At 66.9% G+C, this 16,516-nt stretch carries 14 protein-coding genes; 8 read left to right on the plus strand and 6 right to left on the minus strand.

Annotated features, from left to right (window positions below):
• Positions 1–65: 65 nt before the first annotated feature.
• Positions 66–1,658: an HNH endonuclease gene (locus tag AC5RWT_RS01065; protein WP_494078770.1), complete on the plus strand. Its 1,593-nt coding sequence runs from the start codon at positions 66–68 to the stop codon at positions 1,656–1,658.
• Positions 1,659–1,756: 98 nt separating this feature from the next.
• Here the strand turns inward: AC5RWT_RS01065 and AC5RWT_RS01070 are convergent, their stop codons facing one another.
• Both AC5RWT_RS01070 and AC5RWT_RS01075 read right to left on the minus strand, forming a co-directional pair.
• Complete coding sequence (locus AC5RWT_RS01070) at positions 1,757–3,439, minus strand: thiamine pyrophosphate-dependent enzyme (protein ID WP_494078771.1); 1,683 nt, start codon at positions 3,437–3,439, stop codon at positions 1,757–1,759.
• 480 nt (positions 3,440–3,919) lie between these two features.
• The gene (locus tag AC5RWT_RS01075; RefSeq protein ID WP_494044482.1) at positions 3,920–4,198 is read right to left on the minus strand and encodes a DUF3040 domain-containing protein; all 279 of its coding nucleotides are present in this window, start codon (positions 4,196–4,198) and stop codon (positions 3,920–3,922) included.
• A 271-nt stretch (positions 4,199–4,469) separates the two neighbouring features.
• Here AC5RWT_RS01075 and AC5RWT_RS01080 point away from each other — a divergent pair, with 271 nt between their 5' ends.
• From AC5RWT_RS01080 to AC5RWT_RS01095, 4 genes are all read left to right on the plus strand, one after another.
• On the plus strand, positions 4,470–5,000 hold the full coding sequence (locus AC5RWT_RS01080; RefSeq protein WP_494044483.1) for a gluconokinase: 531 nt from the start codon (positions 4,470–4,472) through the stop codon (positions 4,998–5,000).
• A gap of 48 nt (positions 5,001–5,048) precedes the next feature.
• On the plus strand, positions 5,049–6,455 hold the full coding sequence (locus tag AC5RWT_RS01085) for a GntP family permease (RefSeq protein ID WP_494044484.1): 1,407 nt from the start codon (positions 5,049–5,051) through the stop codon (positions 6,453–6,455).
• Between the two features lie 62 nt (positions 6,456–6,517).
• Positions 6,518–7,291: an SDR family oxidoreductase gene (locus tag AC5RWT_RS01090; protein WP_494078772.1), complete on the plus strand. Its 774-nt coding sequence runs from the start codon at positions 6,518–6,520 to the stop codon at positions 7,289–7,291.
• A 104-nt stretch (positions 7,292–7,395) separates the two neighbouring features.
• A complete protein-coding gene (locus tag AC5RWT_RS01095) occupies positions 7,396–8,451 on the plus strand; it encodes an L-idonate 5-dehydrogenase (RefSeq protein ID WP_494078773.1) in 1,056 nt (351 codons plus the stop codon).
• 90 nt (positions 8,452–8,541) lie between these two features.
• On the opposite strand, the gene AC5RWT_RS01100 is transcribed toward AC5RWT_RS01095, so the two are convergent.
• Positions 8,542–9,267 (minus strand): FadR/GntR family transcriptional regulator, encoded by a 726-nt coding sequence (locus AC5RWT_RS01100; protein WP_494078774.1) that lies wholly within the window; start codon positions 9,265–9,267, stop codon positions 8,542–8,544.
• A 406-nt stretch (positions 9,268–9,673) separates the two neighbouring features.
• Positions 9,674–10,681 (minus strand): NAD-dependent epimerase/dehydratase family protein, encoded by a 1,008-nt coding sequence (locus AC5RWT_RS01105; RefSeq protein WP_494078775.1) that lies wholly within the window; start codon positions 10,679–10,681, stop codon positions 9,674–9,676.
• A 165-nt stretch (positions 10,682–10,846) separates the two neighbouring features.
• Between AC5RWT_RS01105 and AC5RWT_RS01110 the strand changes: the two genes are divergently transcribed.
• Both AC5RWT_RS01110 and AC5RWT_RS01115 read left to right on the plus strand, forming a co-directional pair.
• Positions 10,847–11,506, plus strand: coding sequence for a pentapeptide repeat-containing protein (locus AC5RWT_RS01110; protein ID WP_494078776.1), 660 nt, complete (start codon positions 10,847–10,849; stop codon positions 11,504–11,506).
• A 113-nt stretch (positions 11,507–11,619) separates the two neighbouring features.
• Positions 11,620–12,534 (plus strand): phosphodiesterase, encoded by a 915-nt coding sequence (locus tag AC5RWT_RS01115; RefSeq protein ID WP_494044885.1) that lies wholly within the window; start codon positions 11,620–11,622, stop codon positions 12,532–12,534.
• Between the two features lie 58 nt (positions 12,535–12,592).
• On the opposite strand, the gene AC5RWT_RS01120 is transcribed toward AC5RWT_RS01115, so the two are convergent.
• Together AC5RWT_RS01120 and AC5RWT_RS01125 are read right to left on the minus strand one after the other, a co-directional pair.
• The gene (locus AC5RWT_RS01120; RefSeq protein ID WP_494078777.1) at positions 12,593–14,197 is read right to left on the minus strand and encodes a stealth conserved region 3 domain-containing protein; all 1,605 of its coding nucleotides are present in this window, start codon (positions 14,195–14,197) and stop codon (positions 12,593–12,595) included.
• A gap of 398 nt (positions 14,198–14,595) precedes the next feature.
• Positions 14,596–15,555: an NAD-dependent epimerase/dehydratase family protein gene (locus tag AC5RWT_RS01125; protein ID WP_494078778.1), complete on the minus strand. Its 960-nt coding sequence runs from the start codon at positions 15,553–15,555 to the stop codon at positions 14,596–14,598.
• Between the two features lie 144 nt (positions 15,556–15,699).
• On the opposite strand from AC5RWT_RS01125, the gene AC5RWT_RS01130 reads away from it, so the two are divergent.
• Positions 15,700–16,455: a TetR/AcrR family transcriptional regulator gene (locus AC5RWT_RS01130; RefSeq protein WP_494078779.1), complete on the plus strand. Its 756-nt coding sequence runs from the start codon at positions 15,700–15,702 to the stop codon at positions 16,453–16,455.
• The last annotated feature ends 61 nt before the right edge of the window (positions 16,456–16,516 follow it).

Raw genomic sequence — 16,516 nt, forward strand, 5'->3', positions numbered from 1 at the left:
CTGTTCCACGACCGCTCGTGTTTGATGTCGTGCCCTGGGGGCATGCTGACGATTGTGACGCCGAGATGTTTGATCCCGCAGCACCCGCAGTACCCGAGGGGCCGCCCGCCGTTAATGCGGAAGGGATCAACGCCTTTGCCCGTTCCTTGGCCAGTCTCGACCTTTACGTTTCGGATGCGGAACGGATTGACCGGATCACGGCCTTGGAGAACCTCAAGGACGCCGCAGCCGCCGCGCAGGCGAAGGACTCGGCTGCGCTGGATGCCTCTATCCGTGCGCGGCGGGCAGCAGCCGGGGTGCCGAAGGACCGGTGCGGCCGCGGCATCGCGAAGCAGATCGGGTTGGCCAGGCGGCAATCTCCGCACCGCGGCGGGCTCCTGTTGGGCGTAGCCAAGGCCCTGGTCAATGAGATGCCGCACACCCTCAAAGCCTTGGAAACGGGACATTTGAATGAGCGGCGTGCCTCGATACTGGTCAGCGAAACCATGTGCCTGAGGCGCCAGGACCGTGCACAAGTGGACGCAGGCTTGGCCGGGAACCCGGCACGCCTGAACGGGCTGGGTGACAAAGCCCTGACGGCGGAGGCGAAGCGGATGGCCTACCGCTTGGACCCGCACTCGGTGGTGAACCGCGCCGCGAAGGCCGAAGCCGATCGACACGTTTCCTCGCGGCCCGAACCCGACACCATGGTCTCGGTTCGCACCTTGTTGCCCGTAGTCCGAGGGGTTGCAGTGATGGCCGCATTGAACCGAGAAGCTGACCGGTTGCGCAACGCCGGGGACCCTAGGTCCCGAGGCCAGGCGATGGCGGACACGGTGTTTGAACGCCTCACCGGCGCCTCAACTGCAGATCCGGCCCGCACCGAAATACAGCTGGTGATGACAGACCGGACGCTGCTGCAGGGCGACAGCGAACCCGCCTGGCTGACCGGGTACGGGATCGTCCCGGCCCAGTATGCCCGCGACCTCATCCGGCTCCCGTACAACCCGCCGGCGAAAGCCGGGCCGCCCGGCGCCGACCAGAAGGCACCGCCAGCGGGAACTGAGCAGGGCTGGAAGACCGCGCGCGAAGAAGCCCGTCAGGTGAGAATGAAGACTCTCAGGGTCGGCGGAGTGGAGGACGTCTGGGTTCGGCGCCTCTTCACGGCTCCGGGGACGGGGCAGTTGCTGGGGATGGATTCGAAGGCGCGGAAGTTCCCGGACGGGATGCGCCGGATGATCGTGGCCCGTGACGCATCCTGCACCGGCCCGTGGTGCGACGCGCCGATTCGGCATATTGACCACATCGTCGCGTGGTCGGAAGGCGGGGAGACCACGCTGACCAATGGGCGCGGTCTTTGTGAAGACTGCAACTACGCCCATGAAGCCGAAGTCTGGTCCGCCAGAACCGTCGGCGGTCCCACGCTCAGCGTCGCGACCACCACCCCGACCGGCCACGTCTACACGACCAACAGACCGCCACTGCCCGGCACACCCGTGGCCGAGCAGGAATGGTATGGCCGGGCGCCCTCGGATCAGCCCGAGGGCCAGGCGCGGGAAGCCTGGGAAGCGCGGGAGACCGAAGCCGGGCACGTCGCTGGCGTCAAGGGCAAGAGGGAACGGCGAAGGGCGCAAAGTCGACGCCGGGCACGATTGATGCGCCGGCCGCACACTTTGTAAGCCAGAGGATAACCTGAGCGAAATTCACCGGGAACGAGAAAATGCCGGTGGCCGGGACAAGACGTCCCAGCCACCGGCTTGCGGATATCCGCTCAGAATCAGTAGGCCTTGACCCGCTGCTCAACCACCAGGTGGATCAGGGCGAAGGTCTTGTCCTCATCAATGGCTTTCAGGGCAGCTTCGAGGGCTGCGGGCACGTCGGTATCGCGCTCCACCTTCACACCGAAGCCGCCGAAGGCCTGTGCCATCAGGGCGAAGTCCGGGTTCTTCAGCTGGGTACCGGAGATGCGCTCGGGGTACCAACGTTCCTGGTGGGTGCGGATGGTGCCGTATTCCTGGTTGTCCATGACGATGACCAAGGGAGTGGCGCCGTACTGGGCGGCGGTCGCCAGTTCCTGGCCGTTCATGAGGAACTCGCCGTCGCCGGCGATGGTCACCACGCGGCGGCCGGGGTAGGCCAGCGATGCAGCGATGGCGGAGGGAACGGAGTAGCCCATCGACCCGTTCCGTGCGGAGAGCATGGAGGCGTAGTCATGGGTGGGGAAGTAGCGGTGCGCCCAGTTGGTGTGCTCGCCGGCGCCCAGTGTGATCATGGCGTCGCGCGGCAGGCCGCTGACCAGATTGGCCATCATGGTGTCCATCCGGGCCGGCCCGTCGGTCGGCTCGGCCGGCGGCAGGGCAGCAAACTTCTCCTGCTCGCCGCGCATGCGCTGGGTGAAGTCTTTCCACTCTTCCTTCAGCGGCAGGTCCATCATGACTAGGTCGCGGACAAACACGTCGGGCTTGGCCACGATCTGGTGGGAGACGGGGCCGGAACGTCCGCGCAGCGACGGGTCGATGGTGACCAGGAAGTTCTTCTTGGACCAGTCTTGGCGGACCAGAAAGCCGTCGGTGATGACGTCGCCCGGCACTGTGCCGACGAAGATTAGCAGGTCTGTTTCTTCGAGCAGGTCGTAGGTGGGCTTCGGCCGGCCGTAACCGATCGGACCGACGTAGGAGGGGGAGTCGAAGGGAATGGTGCCCTCGCAGCGCCACTCAACGGCGGCTGCGATGTTGTGCTCTTCGAGCCAGGTGGTCAGGGCGCTGGCGCCTTCCTGGGTCCAGTCATTGCCGCCGACGACGAACAGCGGCTTTTCGGCTTCCTTCAGGGCAGCCTGCAGAGCCTTCCAGTCGGTGACCGTCATACCGCCCTGGGCAACGGGAATGACCGGGTGCAGCGTGGCATCGGTTTCTTCGCGAATGACATCTTCCGGAAGGCCGACGACGACGGGGCCCGGGCGGCCGCTGGTGGCCGCGAACATCGCTTCGGCGACGATTTCGGAGGCGCGTTCGGGGTGGTCCAGGACCATGACGCGCTTGGCGCCGGTGTCGAACCAAGCCTTGATGTCGAATTCCTGGAAGGCTTCGCGGTCGCGGTGCTCGAAGGGGATCAGGCCCACGAACAGCACCATGGGGGTGGAGTCCTGCCAGGCGGTGTGCAGGCCTACGTGCGCGTTCGCGGCACCGGGCCCGCGGGTGACCATGGCGATGCCCGGCCGCTGGTTCATTTTTCCGTCAGCCTCGGCCATGTAGGCCGCGCCGCCTTCGTGGCGGCAAACAATCGTGTCAATGGTGGAATTGTGGAGGCCGTCCAACACTTCCAGGTAGCTCTCACCGGGAACGACGTAGGTTCGTTCGACGCCGTGCGCAATCAGTGAGTCGACGATGACATGTCCTGCCGACTTGCGGCCGGGCTGCTGCTCAGCTGCGACTGCGACCGCTTCCTTTTGAACCTGTGTCACAGGGAGACCTCTTTCACCTTTGAATCGAACTCAACCGTTGCATTCTTCTCGTGCGGGTGCACGGTCCACGACGAATGCGCTTGAGCAAAAGTACATGATGAGGTGTGTTATGCCACCGTCCCTGTGACACGGCGAGGTAACGAACGTGACGTGGTTCGCATTAGCGGACTCAGGTTCTCCCGCCGGGCACGGTGAGTCTCCGTGCTGGGCTGGGGGATTGCGGGCGCGGGAAACGGCGCGAAAAGACGCGGCTTCTCCGGTTTGAGCAGCGGTTGGTCGCCAACGACTGGAGCGCGGTCATGGTTGATTGGCCAGAGCCGGCGGCAGTGATCGGCCGGAGCCCGTCGCAGTGCTCGGCCAGACACGGTGTGCAAGCTCATCGGACACCGTAGCGTGCTGGGCACGAGCGCCCGAGGCTCATGAGGTCGCACGGGCAGACTAATCCAACCCGTCGCGGATTAGGATGTCCGGCCGAGGCGTTCAGAGGTGGCGGTGCCGGGACGCGAAGCCGACGACGCCGCGGATGGCGCCCGCCGCGAGGGCGATGAGTCCCAGCATGGCCAGCAGCAGTGAATTTCCCGCGACTCCGATAAACAACAGGAGGGCGCCGGCAACGGCCCACAGGGTTCCGGCGCTAATGACGTGCCCGAAGACCATGACGCCGCGGGCAGACAGGGAGCGGGCGAGGCGGGGATCGTCGTTCTCTAGCTGATGCCCCAGCTTGTCCAGGCGCTGCTGTTCTTCATCCGATAAGGACATTCCGGCCTCCTAGGGCCCCGCGGCGCCGCAGATGGTGCCGCGCCGGACACCGTGTATAGACCAATCTAGCCCCGCAACGCAGTCTGCGGTACGGGCCGGAGCAAGCGGGGGCCGATTCGTTACGGTCCGGCAGATATTCCGTTCTCGCAAAGGGTTCGTGTTTTGCCGGGGCCTGTCGGCCAGTGATACTTTGTTTCGGATAAATCTGATTTATTGGCGAGAGATTAGTCACCAAATCAGATGTAATGATGCGTCTGAGGAGTTATGTCCCATGTCTCTGCAATATCCCCCGCTGGTGGTCATGGGTGTCCAGGGATGCGGCAAATCCACGGTGGGCGCCGCCGTCGCCAAGCATCTTGGTCTGGAATTCATCGACGGCGATGATCTGCACAGCGCCGCCAACAAGGAAAAGATGGCCTCCGGGCACCCCCTGACTGACGCTGACCGGCACCCGTGGCTGTCCGCGATCGGGCAGGTCATGGCTGACAAGCTGGCCGAAGGAACCACTGCCGTGGTTGCGTGCTCTTCGTTGAAGCGCAGCTACCGCGACCTCATCCGCTCCTTCGCACCCGGGACCAGGTTCATCCACCTCACCGGCAGCCGCGAACTGATCGCCGCTCGGATCAGCGGACGCGACCACGAATACATGCCGCCGACCTTGCTGGATTCACAGTTCCAGACCCTGGAACCGCTCGGCGAGGACGAGGCGGGGATGGATGTTCCCGTCACCGAATCGCCGGACGAGATCGCCGTGCGGGTGGAGAACTATCTGCAGGAAACAGCCGGTTCCACCGGCGCCTAAAGCTCAACACATAACTAATCGGATAACCATCCGAAATAACAAAGGACAATGATGACCGAACTCGAGCTCAACTGGACGTTGAGCACGCCCGGCCTCTTGCTCGTCGCCGTGGCAGCCATCGCGCTGCTGCTGGTGCTGATCATGCGGTTCCGGGTGCACGCTTTCCTGTCGCTGATTATCGTCAGCCTCCTCACCGCCATCGCCACCGGCATTCCCGCCGGAGAGATCATGCCGACCCTCCTGGGCGGTTTCGGCGGAACACTGGCCAGCGTGGCCCTGCTAGTCGGCCTGGGCGCCATGCTCGGCCGCATGCTGGAGGTTTCCGGCGGCGCGGATGTCATGACCAAGGCGTTGATCAACAAGTTCGGCGAGAAGCGGGCGCCGCTGGCGCTGTCCGTGGCATCGCTGCTGTTCGGCTTCCCGATCTTCTTCGACGCCGGCCTGGTGGTCATGCTGCCGATCATCTTCACCGTGGCACGCCGCCTCGGTGGATCGCTGCTGACCTATGCGTTCCCCGCAGCAACCGCCTTCTCGGTCATGCACATCTTTGTGCCGCCGCACCCGGGCCCCGTGGCCGCCACCGGCCTGCTGGGCGCCGACGTCGGACTGGTCTTGATCCTGGGCCTCGTGATCGCCATCCCCACCTGGTACGTGGTCGGCTACCTCTTCGGCCACTTCCTGGGCCGCCGGTTTAACATCGCCGTGCCGGACATTCTGGATGCACCGAAGGGTTCGGTGGAATCCGAATTCCGCTCCGCACCGAAGCTCGGCACCATCTTCTTCCTGCTGCTGCTGCCGCTGCTGCTGATCTTCATGAACACCGGCCTGAACATGCTGGCCACCGCGGAAGTGGTTTCGCTGGATGACACCTGGGTTCAGGTGCTCCGCATGCTGGGCGAGACCCCGGTCGCGCTGCTGATCACGGTGCTCCTGGCCATGTGGCTGCTGGGCAGCCGGCAGGGCAAGGAACGCAGCCTGATCGAGACTGTCGTTGACAGCGCGCTAGGCCCGGTCTGTTCCATCATCCTGATCACCGGCGCCGGTGGCATGTTCGGCGGGGTGCTGCGTTCCAGTGGCATCGGCAACGCGATTGCCGACTCGCTGGACGCGATCGGTCTGCCGATCATCGTGGCCGGCTTCGTCATCGCAGCCGTCGTCCGCGTGGCACAAGGCTCCGCCACGGTGGCCCTGACCACTGCCGCCGCGCTGGTCCAGCCGGTAGTAATGGGCAACCCGGAATTCAATCCGGTGGAACTGGCAGCCATCGTGCTGGCGCTGGCCGCGGGTTCGGTCTTCGCCGGCCACGTGAACGACTCGGGCTTCTGGCTGGTCAGCCGGTTCTTCCAGATGGACACTAAGACCACGCTGAAGACCTGGACCGTGGGACAGGCGCTGGTGGGCGTCGTCGGCTTCGTGCTGGCGCTGGCCATCTTCCTGATCGCCTCGTCGTTCTAGTACAAACCTGAACATCGTGGACGGGGCGGCTGCGGCCGTCCCGTCCGCATTTGGAGAGTTAGATGACTGTGAACCTGTTCGATATTTCCTCCCGGGTAGCCCTGGTGACCGGCTCCAGCCGTGGCATCGGCAAGGCCATTGCCCGAGGGCTGGCCGCCGCCGGCGCCGTCGTGGTGCTCAACGGGCTGGACGAGGAACGGCTGGAAGGCACGAGGGCGGAACTGGCGGCGGAGTTCGGCGCGGAGAAGATCTTCGCCCGCGCCTTTGACGTCACCAATGCGCAGGCAGCGGCCGACGGCGTGGCTTGGGTCGAGCGCGAAGTGGGACCTCTGTGGGTGTTGGTCAACAATGCCGGCGTCCAGCACCGGGTGCCGATGCTGGACCTGGAGGTGGACGACTGGGAACGCGTGCTGCGCACCAACCTGACCAGCGCCTTCCTGGTGGGCCGCGAGGCCGCTCGGCACATGATCGAACGCGGCGCGGGCAAGATCATCAACATCGCTTCCGTGCAGACCGACCTGGCCCGTCCGACGATTGCTCCATACACCGCCTCCAAGGGCGGCATCCGCAACTTGACCCGGGCGATGACCGCGGAGTGGGCGGCCCAGGGGCTGCAGATCAACGCGATCGCCCCGGGTTACATCCACACCGAGATGACCCAGAATCTGGTTGACGACGAGGCGTTCAACAGCTGGATCTTGGGCCGGACCCCGGCACACCGCTGGGGCACGGTGGAGGACATCGTGGGACCTGCCATCTGGCTGGCGTCCGACGCGTCCAACTTTGTCAACGGCCAGGTGGTCTTTATCGACGGCGGCATGACCACCGTGGTCTGACCCGGACCGGTTCACGCCTGGGACGCGGCGCCGAGGCGGGCGGGACCCGGGCACCCAAGGCGGCGCACCGCCGTCGTACTTTTTCAGAGTGAAAGGCAGTTCCCATGACAACCCTTCCCACCCAGTCCCTCGGCGTTGTGGCCCACGCGGCCGGAGACCTCCGGGTTGAACCGGTGGCGGTGGCGCCCGCCCAGCCGGACGAGGCAGTGGTGGAAATTGCGTACGGCGGGATCTGCGGCTCCGACCTGCACTACTGGCAGCACGGCGCGGCCGGCGAATCCATCCTGAAAGCGCCGATGCTTCTGGGCCACGAAGCGGTGGGCACCGTGGTGGCAGCCGCGGCCGACGGCAGCGGCCCGGCAGTGGGCACCGCGGTGGCCGTGCACCCGGCCACGCCCGGCCCGGGGGACGGGTCCAAGTACCCGTCGGACCGACCCAACCTGTCCCCGGGCTGCACCTACCTGGGCAGCGCCGCGCGTTTCCCGCACACCGAGGGAGCGTTCGCGCGCTACATCAATTTGCCCACCCGGATGCTGCGCGAGCTGCCGGAAAACCTGCCGCTGCGCCGGGCCGCCTTGGTGGAGCCGGCCAGCGTGGCCTGGCATGCGGTTTCGCGGGCCGGGGACGTGGCCGGCAAGCGGGTGCTGGTGATCGGCTCCGGCCCGATCGGTGCGCTGATCATCGCCGTGCTGAAGCGGGCCGGCGCGGCCGAGATCGTCGCCGTCGACATGCACGAGAAGCCGCTGGAGATCGCGCGCGAAGTCGGCGCGAGCCGGACGCTGCTGGCCACCGACGCCGAGGCGATCGCCGCGGTCGAGGCGGACGTCTGCCTGGAATCGTCCGGCAACCATTACGGCCTGGCCTCGGCGGTGCGCGGCGCTGCCCGCGGCGGCCGCGTGGTGATGGTGGGGCTGCTGCCGTCGGGAGAGCAGCCGGCGCTGATTTCGCTGGCCATCACCCGCGAGCTGGAGCTGGTGGGTTCCTTCCGCTTCAACGACGAGATCGACGAGGTCATCGCAGCACTGGCCGACGGATCGCTCTATGCGGATCCGGTGATGACTCATGAATACGCCGCGGCCGACGCGCTGGAGGCGTTCGGGATGGCGCGCGACTCGTCGCAGAGCGGCAAGGTGCTGCTGCGCTTCAACGACGCGGAGTAGCCGCGGGACGGCCGGGATCCCCTGACCCGGATCCCGGCCGGGCTGGGCAGGGGCAGACCTGGCTCGCCCTAGGGGCGGGCCTGGCTCGGTCTAGGCGTCGGCCTCTTCGAACAGCCGGGGCTCGTCTTCCCAGACGCTGCGGACTTCCTCGATGGTCCGGCGCATGATCTGGTCCATCGCCTGGCGGGCAGCTTCGGGCCGGCCGGACTGGATAGCGTTCGCGACGTCCACGTGCAGCTGCAGCGCTTCTTCGTGCGGATGCGTGGGCATCAGCCCGTAATCGGTGCGGCCTCGCAGGACTTCGGCGATCATCGAGTGCATCTGCGCGAACATCTCGTTGCCGGAGGCCGCCAAGACCAGCGCGTGGTACTGGACGTCCAGCTCCAGGAAGTGCTGCAGATCGCCGGCCCGGCCCACCGCGCGCATCTTTGCGGCGATGGCCATGAGCTCTGCGGACATCTCCTCCGGGGAGTGCTGTGCTGCCAGTTCGGCGGCAGCGGGTTCGACGGCGGAGCGCAGCTCGGTGAGCGAGCGCAATTGGACGCCCTTGCCTTCAGCGGCCAGCCGCCAGCGGATGACGGACGGGTCGAACTTGTTCCACCGCTCGGGCGGCAGCACGCGGATTCCGATCCGCTTGACCGACTCCACCAAGCCCAGTGATTGCAGCACGCGTACGGCCTCGCGCATCACGGAGCGCGAGACCCCGAGCTCGGACTCGAAGTGCTCGGCATGCGTGGTGGCACCGGCCGTCAGTTCCCCGGAAACAATACGCTTGCCGAGGGTCTCGATGACGAGGCTGTGCAGGCGCGAACTCATGCGGGCCGAAAGGTAGCGGTCACCCGCTCATTCTATGGCGGTCCGTCGTTTGCGTCCGCTGTATTGCCGGATGTTGCCGCGGGCAGCAGCGTGGAGCCGTGGTTCTTCGGCGCAGCTGGCCAAAACCCTAAGGCCCGCGCGGCGGAACCATCGGCCCCGGGTCGGGGAAGGGGCCGGGCCCGGGGTCCGGCGGCGAAAAGGGATCCGGATTTGGCTCCGGCGGCGCCATGGGATCCGGATTCGGTTCCGGCGGGAACGGCGGGTTGGGTCGGGGCTCGTTCGGATCGGGCTTCGGATCCGGCGGTGGGGGAATCGTCACGGCAGCCTCCTTGGGAAGCGGCGGGCCTGTCGGCCTGCTGTCCTGCCACGCTACAACCGCGGCCGGGCCGTCTCAAGGGTTGTCGCCTCAGCTGCGAGGGTGCGCGATGGTCAGCAGCCGGCGCTCTTCGTCCGCTGTCAGTCCGGCGTTGCGCGGCCGGTCGGGACCGGCCGCCAGTTCCCATTCCAGCGTGTCGGCCAGCGTCTCCGCCAGCGGGCGCAAGGCCAAGCCGGCCGCTTTGGCAGCTACGTTGCTGCGGGACATGAAGCCGGCGAAGTCGGGCAGCGGCAACCAGAGCGGCAGGGACCGGGGGCCAGCCCAGGGGTTCACGTCGGCTGCCGCCAGCTCTTCCTGGTCCAACACGAAGACCGGACCGTCATGGCCCGCAACGCCTCGGGCGATCTCCAAATGTTCGGCCAAGGCGAGAACGTCGCCCACGGCGTTGAACTCCCCGGTCAGCTGCTGTTCCACTGCGGCGACCAGCCAGGCGGCGAGGTCGCGGGCGTCGATGACCTGGGCGTCCAGGCCCGGCGCGTCGGGCACGAGGACGGAGCCGTCGTCGGCCACGGGCCGGGCGAAACGCAGCGGCCAATAGCCGGTCCGGTCGGTGATGTCGCCCGGGCCGGCAATCAGGCCCGGCCGGACGATCAGGCTGCGGTCGGGGCCGAACGCGTCCCGGACCGCGTTCTCGCAGGCGACCTTCGCCTGGCCGTACACGTCTGGGGAGGTCATCACGTCCGACGCCAGGGACGGCAGCAACCCGGCGGTCTCGTCGGCGCCAGGGATCCCATGGTCGGCGTAGACGCTGCAGGAGGATACGAAGGTGAAATGCTCCGCCGTGCCGGCCAGTGCGGCCACGGCGCGGCGGACCTGGCCAGGTTGGCGGGAGACATCCAGCACGGCGTCCCAGTGCTGTTCCGCGACGGCGTCGAGGCCGTCGGGGGCATCGCGGTCGGCCCGGACCAGCCGTGCTCCGGCCGGAACCGATCCGGAGCTCCCGCGGGCCAGGCAGCTGACCTGGTGGCCGCGGCGCAGTGCTTCGGCGGCGATTTCGTGTCCTAACCAGGCGGTGCCGCCCAGGATGAGAATCTGCATGGTGCCCATCGAACACGTGTTTGGCGGCAAGCGCACCTGTTCTCCACCCAGCGCAGAGAACGGCGCTCGAATTGGCGGTTGGTCACGCGCGACGGTGTCCCGGCGGCCTCCGCTGCCGACCTCCCGCCAACCCCCGGCCAGGGTCTTCTCCGATATGCTCCGAAGATGGCTAGGACCGCCGATTTCACACCGCGTATCGATGGCCCGGACCTGGGGCACCTGACCGACGGCGATGCGTCGGCCTTGGCGCCGGAGGGTCGCGTGGCAGGCATGAGCTTTGTCGGCGCTGAGCTGGACGGCCGGCGGTTGGCCGGTGTCTCGTTCACGGAGTGCACGTTTGAAGATGTCTCGGTCGACGGTGCCGACCTGCGGTCCGCCGGCTTCGTGGACGTAGCGATCGAGCGCTTGAACGCACCGGTGTTCAGCGCGCCTCGCTCGCAGTTCCGACGGGTGGTGATTAACGGGTCACGGTTCGGTTCAGCCGAGGTGTACGAGTCGGAGTGGGACTCGGTAGAGTTCCGCAATTGCAAACTGGGCTATGTGAACCTGCGCGGTGCCGAACTGCAGGACGTGCTGTTTACCGGCTGCATCCTGGACGAACTGGATCTCGGCGGTGCGGCGGCCCACCGGTTGGCTTTTGCCGACACCCGGGTGCGGCGGCTGGACCTGACCGCGGCGAAGCTGAAGCATGTTGATCTGCGGGGCTTGGAATTGCAGGAACTGGCCGGGTTGGAAGGCCTGCGTGGGGCGGCCATGACACCGTTCCAGATCAGTCAACTTGCTCCGTTGTTCGCGGCCCATTTTGGCATCGTGGAAGTAAATTAGCCCGAATATACGTAATTGCCGCGTCAAATTCACCCACAGTTCAGCGTTTTTCTGTTTGTATGGTTTGTAGTGGACCGGACAGCACACGTCCGGCGAGCAGCAGAAGGTAGATGATGGACCTCCGTCAGGCCGAGCATCCACGGCCCAACCACTTCTTACTTCACATCAGCGACACCCATTTGGTGGGCGGCGACGGCCGGCTCTACGGGGCGGTGGACAGCGAGGCAAGACTGGGGCAGATCTTCGAGGATCTGCAAGACTCCGGTTCCCGGCCCGAAGCGTTGGTCTTTACCGGCGATCTGGCGGATAAAGGCGAGCCGGAGGCCTACGCCAGACTGCGGAGAATCGTCGAACCGGCGGCAGTGAACCTCGGCGCTCAAGTGATCTGGGCGATGGGCAACCACGACGACCGCTCCGGGCTGAAGACCATGCTGCTGGACGAGCCCGCCGGCGCCGCACCGCTGGACCGGGTGTACGACGTCAACGGCCTGCGCGTGATAACGCTGGATTCGACCGTTCCGGGTGCACATTACGGCCGACTGGAGGACGAGCAGCTGCAGTGGCTGGCCGACGAACTGGCCGAACCCGCACCGCACGGAACCATCCTGGCCATGCACCACCCGCCGGTGCCCAGCGTGCAGGACCTTTCGGTGCTGGTGGAGCTGCGCGGCCAGGCCGAACTGGCCGAGGTGCTGCGCGGCACCGACGTGAACGGGATCATCGCCGGCCACCTGCACTATTCCACCACCGCCATGTTCGCCGGCATCCCGGTGTCCGTCGCCTCGGCAACCTGTTACACCCAGGACCTGGCCGCCGACGCCGGCAGCACCCGCGGCCGCGATGCCGCGCAGGCCTACAACATGGTCCACGTCTACGAGGACACGGTGGTCCATTCCGTGGTTCCGGCCCGCGGAGGGCTGCCGGTCGGCCGGCAGGTCACCGCGGCCCAGACCCGGCAGCGGTTGGAGGAAGCCGGCGTCGTCATTCCCGACGCCGTGCGGCCGGGCCGGATCCACGCCCACCACTGACCGGCGAAACCGCGGCGCCGGACGAGGCCCACCCCGACGTCGGAGGCGGAGCCGCCGTCTAGGCGGCCGGCGCTTTCTCCCACGGCGCGCGGAAGGGGAAATAGCGGGCCAAGAAGTCGGTGACCACGCGCTGGCGTTCCTCGGCCGGGACCTCCGGGAAGCTGCCGTCGTTGAGGCAGAAGAAGTCCCGGTTGCGCTTCTGCAGCAGCTTCTCCAGTTTCTTCAGGCCGGAGTACATGGTGGTGTCCACGTACATGACCTCGGCGCCCGGGTTCGTCACCGCCCGGCCGGTCAGCAGGGCGTAGTAGTGGTACAGCGAGTTGGTCACCGAGATGTTGTCCTTGGCGCGGAACCGGCTGGCCGCGGTGGACTTGAACTCGCCCGCGAATTCTTCCTCCATCTCCAGCAGCACGGATTTGCGCAGCGGCGCCGCACAGTGCTCCAGATGCCGGGTGGTGATCCGGCCAAAGCGATCATGCAGCAGTTTGCGGTTCACCCGGGCCGCGTTCTCGAAACCAGAGCGGTCCAAGTGGTTGTCGCCGAGCCCAATCCGGGTGTCGGCCTCCACGAACTTGGTGATCCCGCCGGGGGAGAAGAACATGTCCGGGCCCACCGGACGGCCAAAGAACATGTCGTCGTTGGAGTAGAGGAAGTGCTCGCCCAGGCCCTCGATGTGCTGCAGCTGCGCCTCGATCGCCTGCGAGTTGAAGACCGGCAGCACGGACGGGTCACGGAAGTGCTCCTCGCTGCGCACCACCTGAATGTCCGGGTGCTCCGCGTCCAGCCAGTCCGGCAGCGGCGAGTCGGTGCAGATGAAGATGCGCCGGATCCACGGCGCGAACATGTAAACGGAGCGCAGCGCGTACCGCAGCTCGTCGATCTGGCGGAAGCGCGCATCGGCGTCGTCGCCTTCGCCCAGCACCGCGTTCTCCATGAAGCTGTTCCGGTACTGCTGGTACTCGCGGTTGTTCCCGTCCACCCAGGAAAAGACGATGTCGATCTCGAAGTCGATGTCCGTGGCATGGTCGGCGAACATGTTCTCGATCGTCGGCCAGCGGTGCCCGTAGCGTTCCACTTCGCCGCGGACGGCCTCCGCGACCGGCAGCGTGCGCCGGGTCAGCGAGTTTTCGATCGGCAGGTGGATCAGCCCGTTGTCCCAGCGCCACAGCTCCACCTGCACACCGGTGCCCTGGCCGTACCGCAGCCCGCCGTTGGGCTCGATCCGCGGCCGGTATAGCCGAATGGCACGTGTCTGGTCGCCGTCGGCGAGCTCACCGTCGGCCACCAGCCGGGCGGTCTTCTTCTTCGCGTCCATGGTCAGCGAATAGAACGGTTCGTCCGCGCAGGCCGCCACTAAGGCTGCGCGCAGCTTATCGCGCTGTTCCCAGTTCACCGCCACCACCGGACGGGCGTCGTTGCCGCGCACCAGCAGGTAGGGAACCTGCGCTTGGTCAAGGACCCTGCGGACAAACAACAAGTCCTCCACCATCGCCTGGTGCGGCGTGAGGGAGGTGTTGACCAGTGCGTAAACGCCCTTGACCCTGACCACATCGGGGCGCTCGGTGAGGCGCACGACGGCGGCGGTAGAGGTGATCTCGACGGCCGCCTCGGGTGCGAGGTCGGGTTCGGGCTCGGCGTAGAACGCGTCCTGTGGTGCAGGCATGCTGGTCATTAAACCTCCGGAAGCTGGCGGCGCCAGCCGGCTGTGGGGCTGGTGCCACCGATGGTGGGACGTGGGTGGCGGGCCTACAGGCGGTGCCGCTGGGACGGCGGCGCCGCACTGTGTGTCAGTGGGGACCCATACTGTGACGGTACATCGAGTTTGGCATGCCCGCGGCACGGGACGTGGCCGATGCCGGCCGGGTGGACCGGGCCTCGCCGGGCAGCAGCAAGGTTGCGCTGAGCTCACGGCTCACGGGGGCGAAATCGGTGGGCATGGAATCACTTTCTCACCGGCACGGGCTGGCCACAAGCTCCCACGGAAGTCGTTGACCGCGTGCTGCGGCAACTGGACCTGCGGACCATCTCCACCCGCTGAAAGCACGACGGCGGAGGGCCGGCTCAGGCGGCAGATACGGCATCCTGCCGGGACGCCAGGCGGTCCCGCCACCAGCTCACGGTTTCCGCTGCTGCCACCGCCAGCGGAGTCGGCCGGAGCCCCAGCCGTTCTTCGCTCTGCGCCGAGGACATCACGAACGGTCGCTCGAACTGGTACGTCATCTCCGCCAGTTCGCGCATCCCGGCGGAAACGGGGCCCAGGCCGCGCAGCAGCCAACCCGGAATGGAGCCGACCTTGGGAGCCGGAGTCCCGGCGGCCCGGGCATAGGCCTCGACGATGCCGCGCTGCGTGACGGCCGGAAGGGTCGGGGCATGCAGCACCGTATTCCATACCTTCCGATTGCTGGCGGCGGCAATCATCGCCGCGGCCAGGTCCGGAACGTAGGTGAAGGAGTGCGGCAGGTCCGGATTGCCCAGCACCCGGATCTTCTTCCCGGACAGCACCAGCGGCACCATGCGCTCGCCGGCGTGCGCCTTGAACACATGCGGGCCGAAGAAGTCCGAGGCCACCACGCTCACGGTCGGCGTGGCCGACGAAGCCCGGCCGGCCAGCAGCGCGGTGCGCACGCCCCGTTTGCCGCGGTCGGCCCGGCGCGGGCTGTCTTCGGTCATCACCTGATCCGGCCGGTCGTAGGAGTAGAGGCTTTCCGGGAAGACCACAACCGCTCCGGCCCGTCCGGCCGCGGCCAGCACAGTCTGCTCGGCCGCCGGCAGTTCGGCCTGCCACGCCGCGGCGCTGTAGGCGCTGCCGTGGATGCAGTGGAAGACCGCGGCAGCGCCGGCGAAGAGTTCGTCCAACTTCTCCGGCCGGGACACATCAACGGACCGGCGCTCCACCAGCGGGTGGTCCGGCCCGCTGCCGGAACGGGTCAGGATCCGCACGCGGTGGCCCTGCCGGGCCAGTTGCTCGGCGATGGTGGTGCCTACCGGACCGGCTCCGGTGACGATGTAGAGGTTGCTCATGGTGATTTCCTGTCCGTAGTCGGTTGTCTCAACATTGCGAGAGCACTGCTCTCGGAAACTACTGTGGACCGCGGCGTGCCCTGCTGTCAAGAGCAGTGCTCTCGAAAGTTGACGCTGCTCTCGCCCGTGCGGCAGGATCGGAGCATGGCAGGCACCCCGCGCGAACGCGCCCGCGAGCAAACCATCAACGACATTGTCCGGATCGGCAGGGAACAGTTGAGCCAGGTCGGCGCCGCGGCGTTGTCGCTGCGCGCCGTGGCCCGCGAACTTGGCGTGGTGTCCTCGGCGGTCTATCGCTACGTCGGCAGCCGGGACGAGTTGCTGACCCTGCTGGTGGTGGAGGCATACAACGAACTGGGCGAGGCCGTGGAGCAGGCGGTCGCGGCTGCGGGGGACCGCGACGCCGGCGCCAGGTTCCGAGCCTTGTGCAGGGCGGTGCGGGAGTGGGGCCTGCGCGAACCGGCCCGCTACGCCCTGTTGTTCGGGTCCCCGGTACCCGGTTACCAGGCCCCGGCCGAGCGCACCACCGGTCCCGGCATCCGGGTGGTCGTCGCGCTGGTGCGGCTTATCGACGATGCTTACCGCGCGGGTGCGCTCACGGCGGATCGGGAGGGCACCGGACAACAGTCGGTGCCGCAGGAGCCGCGGCCGCAAGACTCCGCGGAGCATGAAACGGCTTTGCCCCGGCCGCTCCACCGTGATCTGGCCGCCATCCGGCGCGAGTTTGGCCTGGCGGCTCCCGACGCGCTGGTGGCCCGCGGCACGCTGGTCTGGACATCGCTCTTCGGTGCCGTGAACTTCGAGGTGTTCGGCCAATACGGGCGGGAAACCTACACCGATCCCGGGTTGCTGTTTGAGCACCATCTGGATGTGTTCGCCGGCATCCTCGGTTTGCCATAGGTCTCGGCGACAGCTCCGCCGTCGTCGTGAGGGGCTGAAGGCCGTGCAATGTTCAGCAAAA

It is taken from the genome of Arthrobacter sp. Dra40 (genome assembly GCF_059091905.1).

Excerpts from the sequence above, each read along its gene's own strand:
- AC5RWT_RS01085 (WP_494044484.1), top strand. The coding sequence starts at position 5,049 with ATGATGACCGAACTCGAGCTCAACTGGACGTTGAGCACGCCCGGCCTC.
- AC5RWT_RS01110 (WP_494078776.1), top strand. The coding sequence starts at position 10,847 with ATGGCTAGGACCGCCGATTTCACACCGCGTATCGATGGCCCGGACCTG.
- AC5RWT_RS01130 (WP_494078779.1), top strand. The coding sequence starts at position 15,700 with ATGGCAGGCACCCCGCGCGAACGCGCCCGCGAGCAAACCATCAACGAC.
- AC5RWT_RS01120 (WP_494078777.1), bottom strand. The coding sequence starts at position 14,197 with ATGCCTGCACCACAGGACGCGTTCTACGCCGAGCCCGAACCCGACCTC.
- AC5RWT_RS01095 (WP_494078773.1), top strand. The coding sequence starts at position 7,396 with ATGACAACCCTTCCCACCCAGTCCCTCGGCGTTGTGGCCCACGCGGCC.
- AC5RWT_RS01100 (WP_494078774.1), bottom strand. The coding sequence starts at position 9,267 with ATGAGTTCGCGCCTGCACAGCCTCGTCATCGAGACCCTCGGCAAGCGT.
- AC5RWT_RS01065 (WP_494078770.1), top strand. The coding sequence starts at position 66 with ATGTTTGATCCCGCAGCACCCGCAGTACCCGAGGGGCCGCCCGCCGTT.
- AC5RWT_RS01105 (WP_494078775.1), bottom strand. The coding sequence starts at position 10,681 with ATGCAGATTCTCATCCTGGGCGGCACCGCCTGGTTAGGACACGAAATC.
- AC5RWT_RS01115 (WP_494044885.1), top strand. The coding sequence starts at position 11,620 with ATGGACCTCCGTCAGGCCGAGCATCCACGGCCCAACCACTTCTTACTT.
- AC5RWT_RS01080 (WP_494044483.1), top strand. The coding sequence starts at position 4,470 with ATGTCTCTGCAATATCCCCCGCTGGTGGTCATGGGTGTCCAGGGATGC.
- AC5RWT_RS01125 (WP_494078778.1), bottom strand. The coding sequence starts at position 15,555 with ATGAGCAACCTCTACATCGTCACCGGAGCCGGTCCGGTAGGCACCACC.
- AC5RWT_RS01075 (WP_494044482.1), bottom strand. The coding sequence starts at position 4,198 with ATGTCCTTATCGGATGAAGAACAGCAGCGCCTGGACAAGCTGGGGCAT.
- AC5RWT_RS01090 (WP_494078772.1), top strand. The coding sequence starts at position 6,518 with ATGACTGTGAACCTGTTCGATATTTCCTCCCGGGTAGCCCTGGTGACC.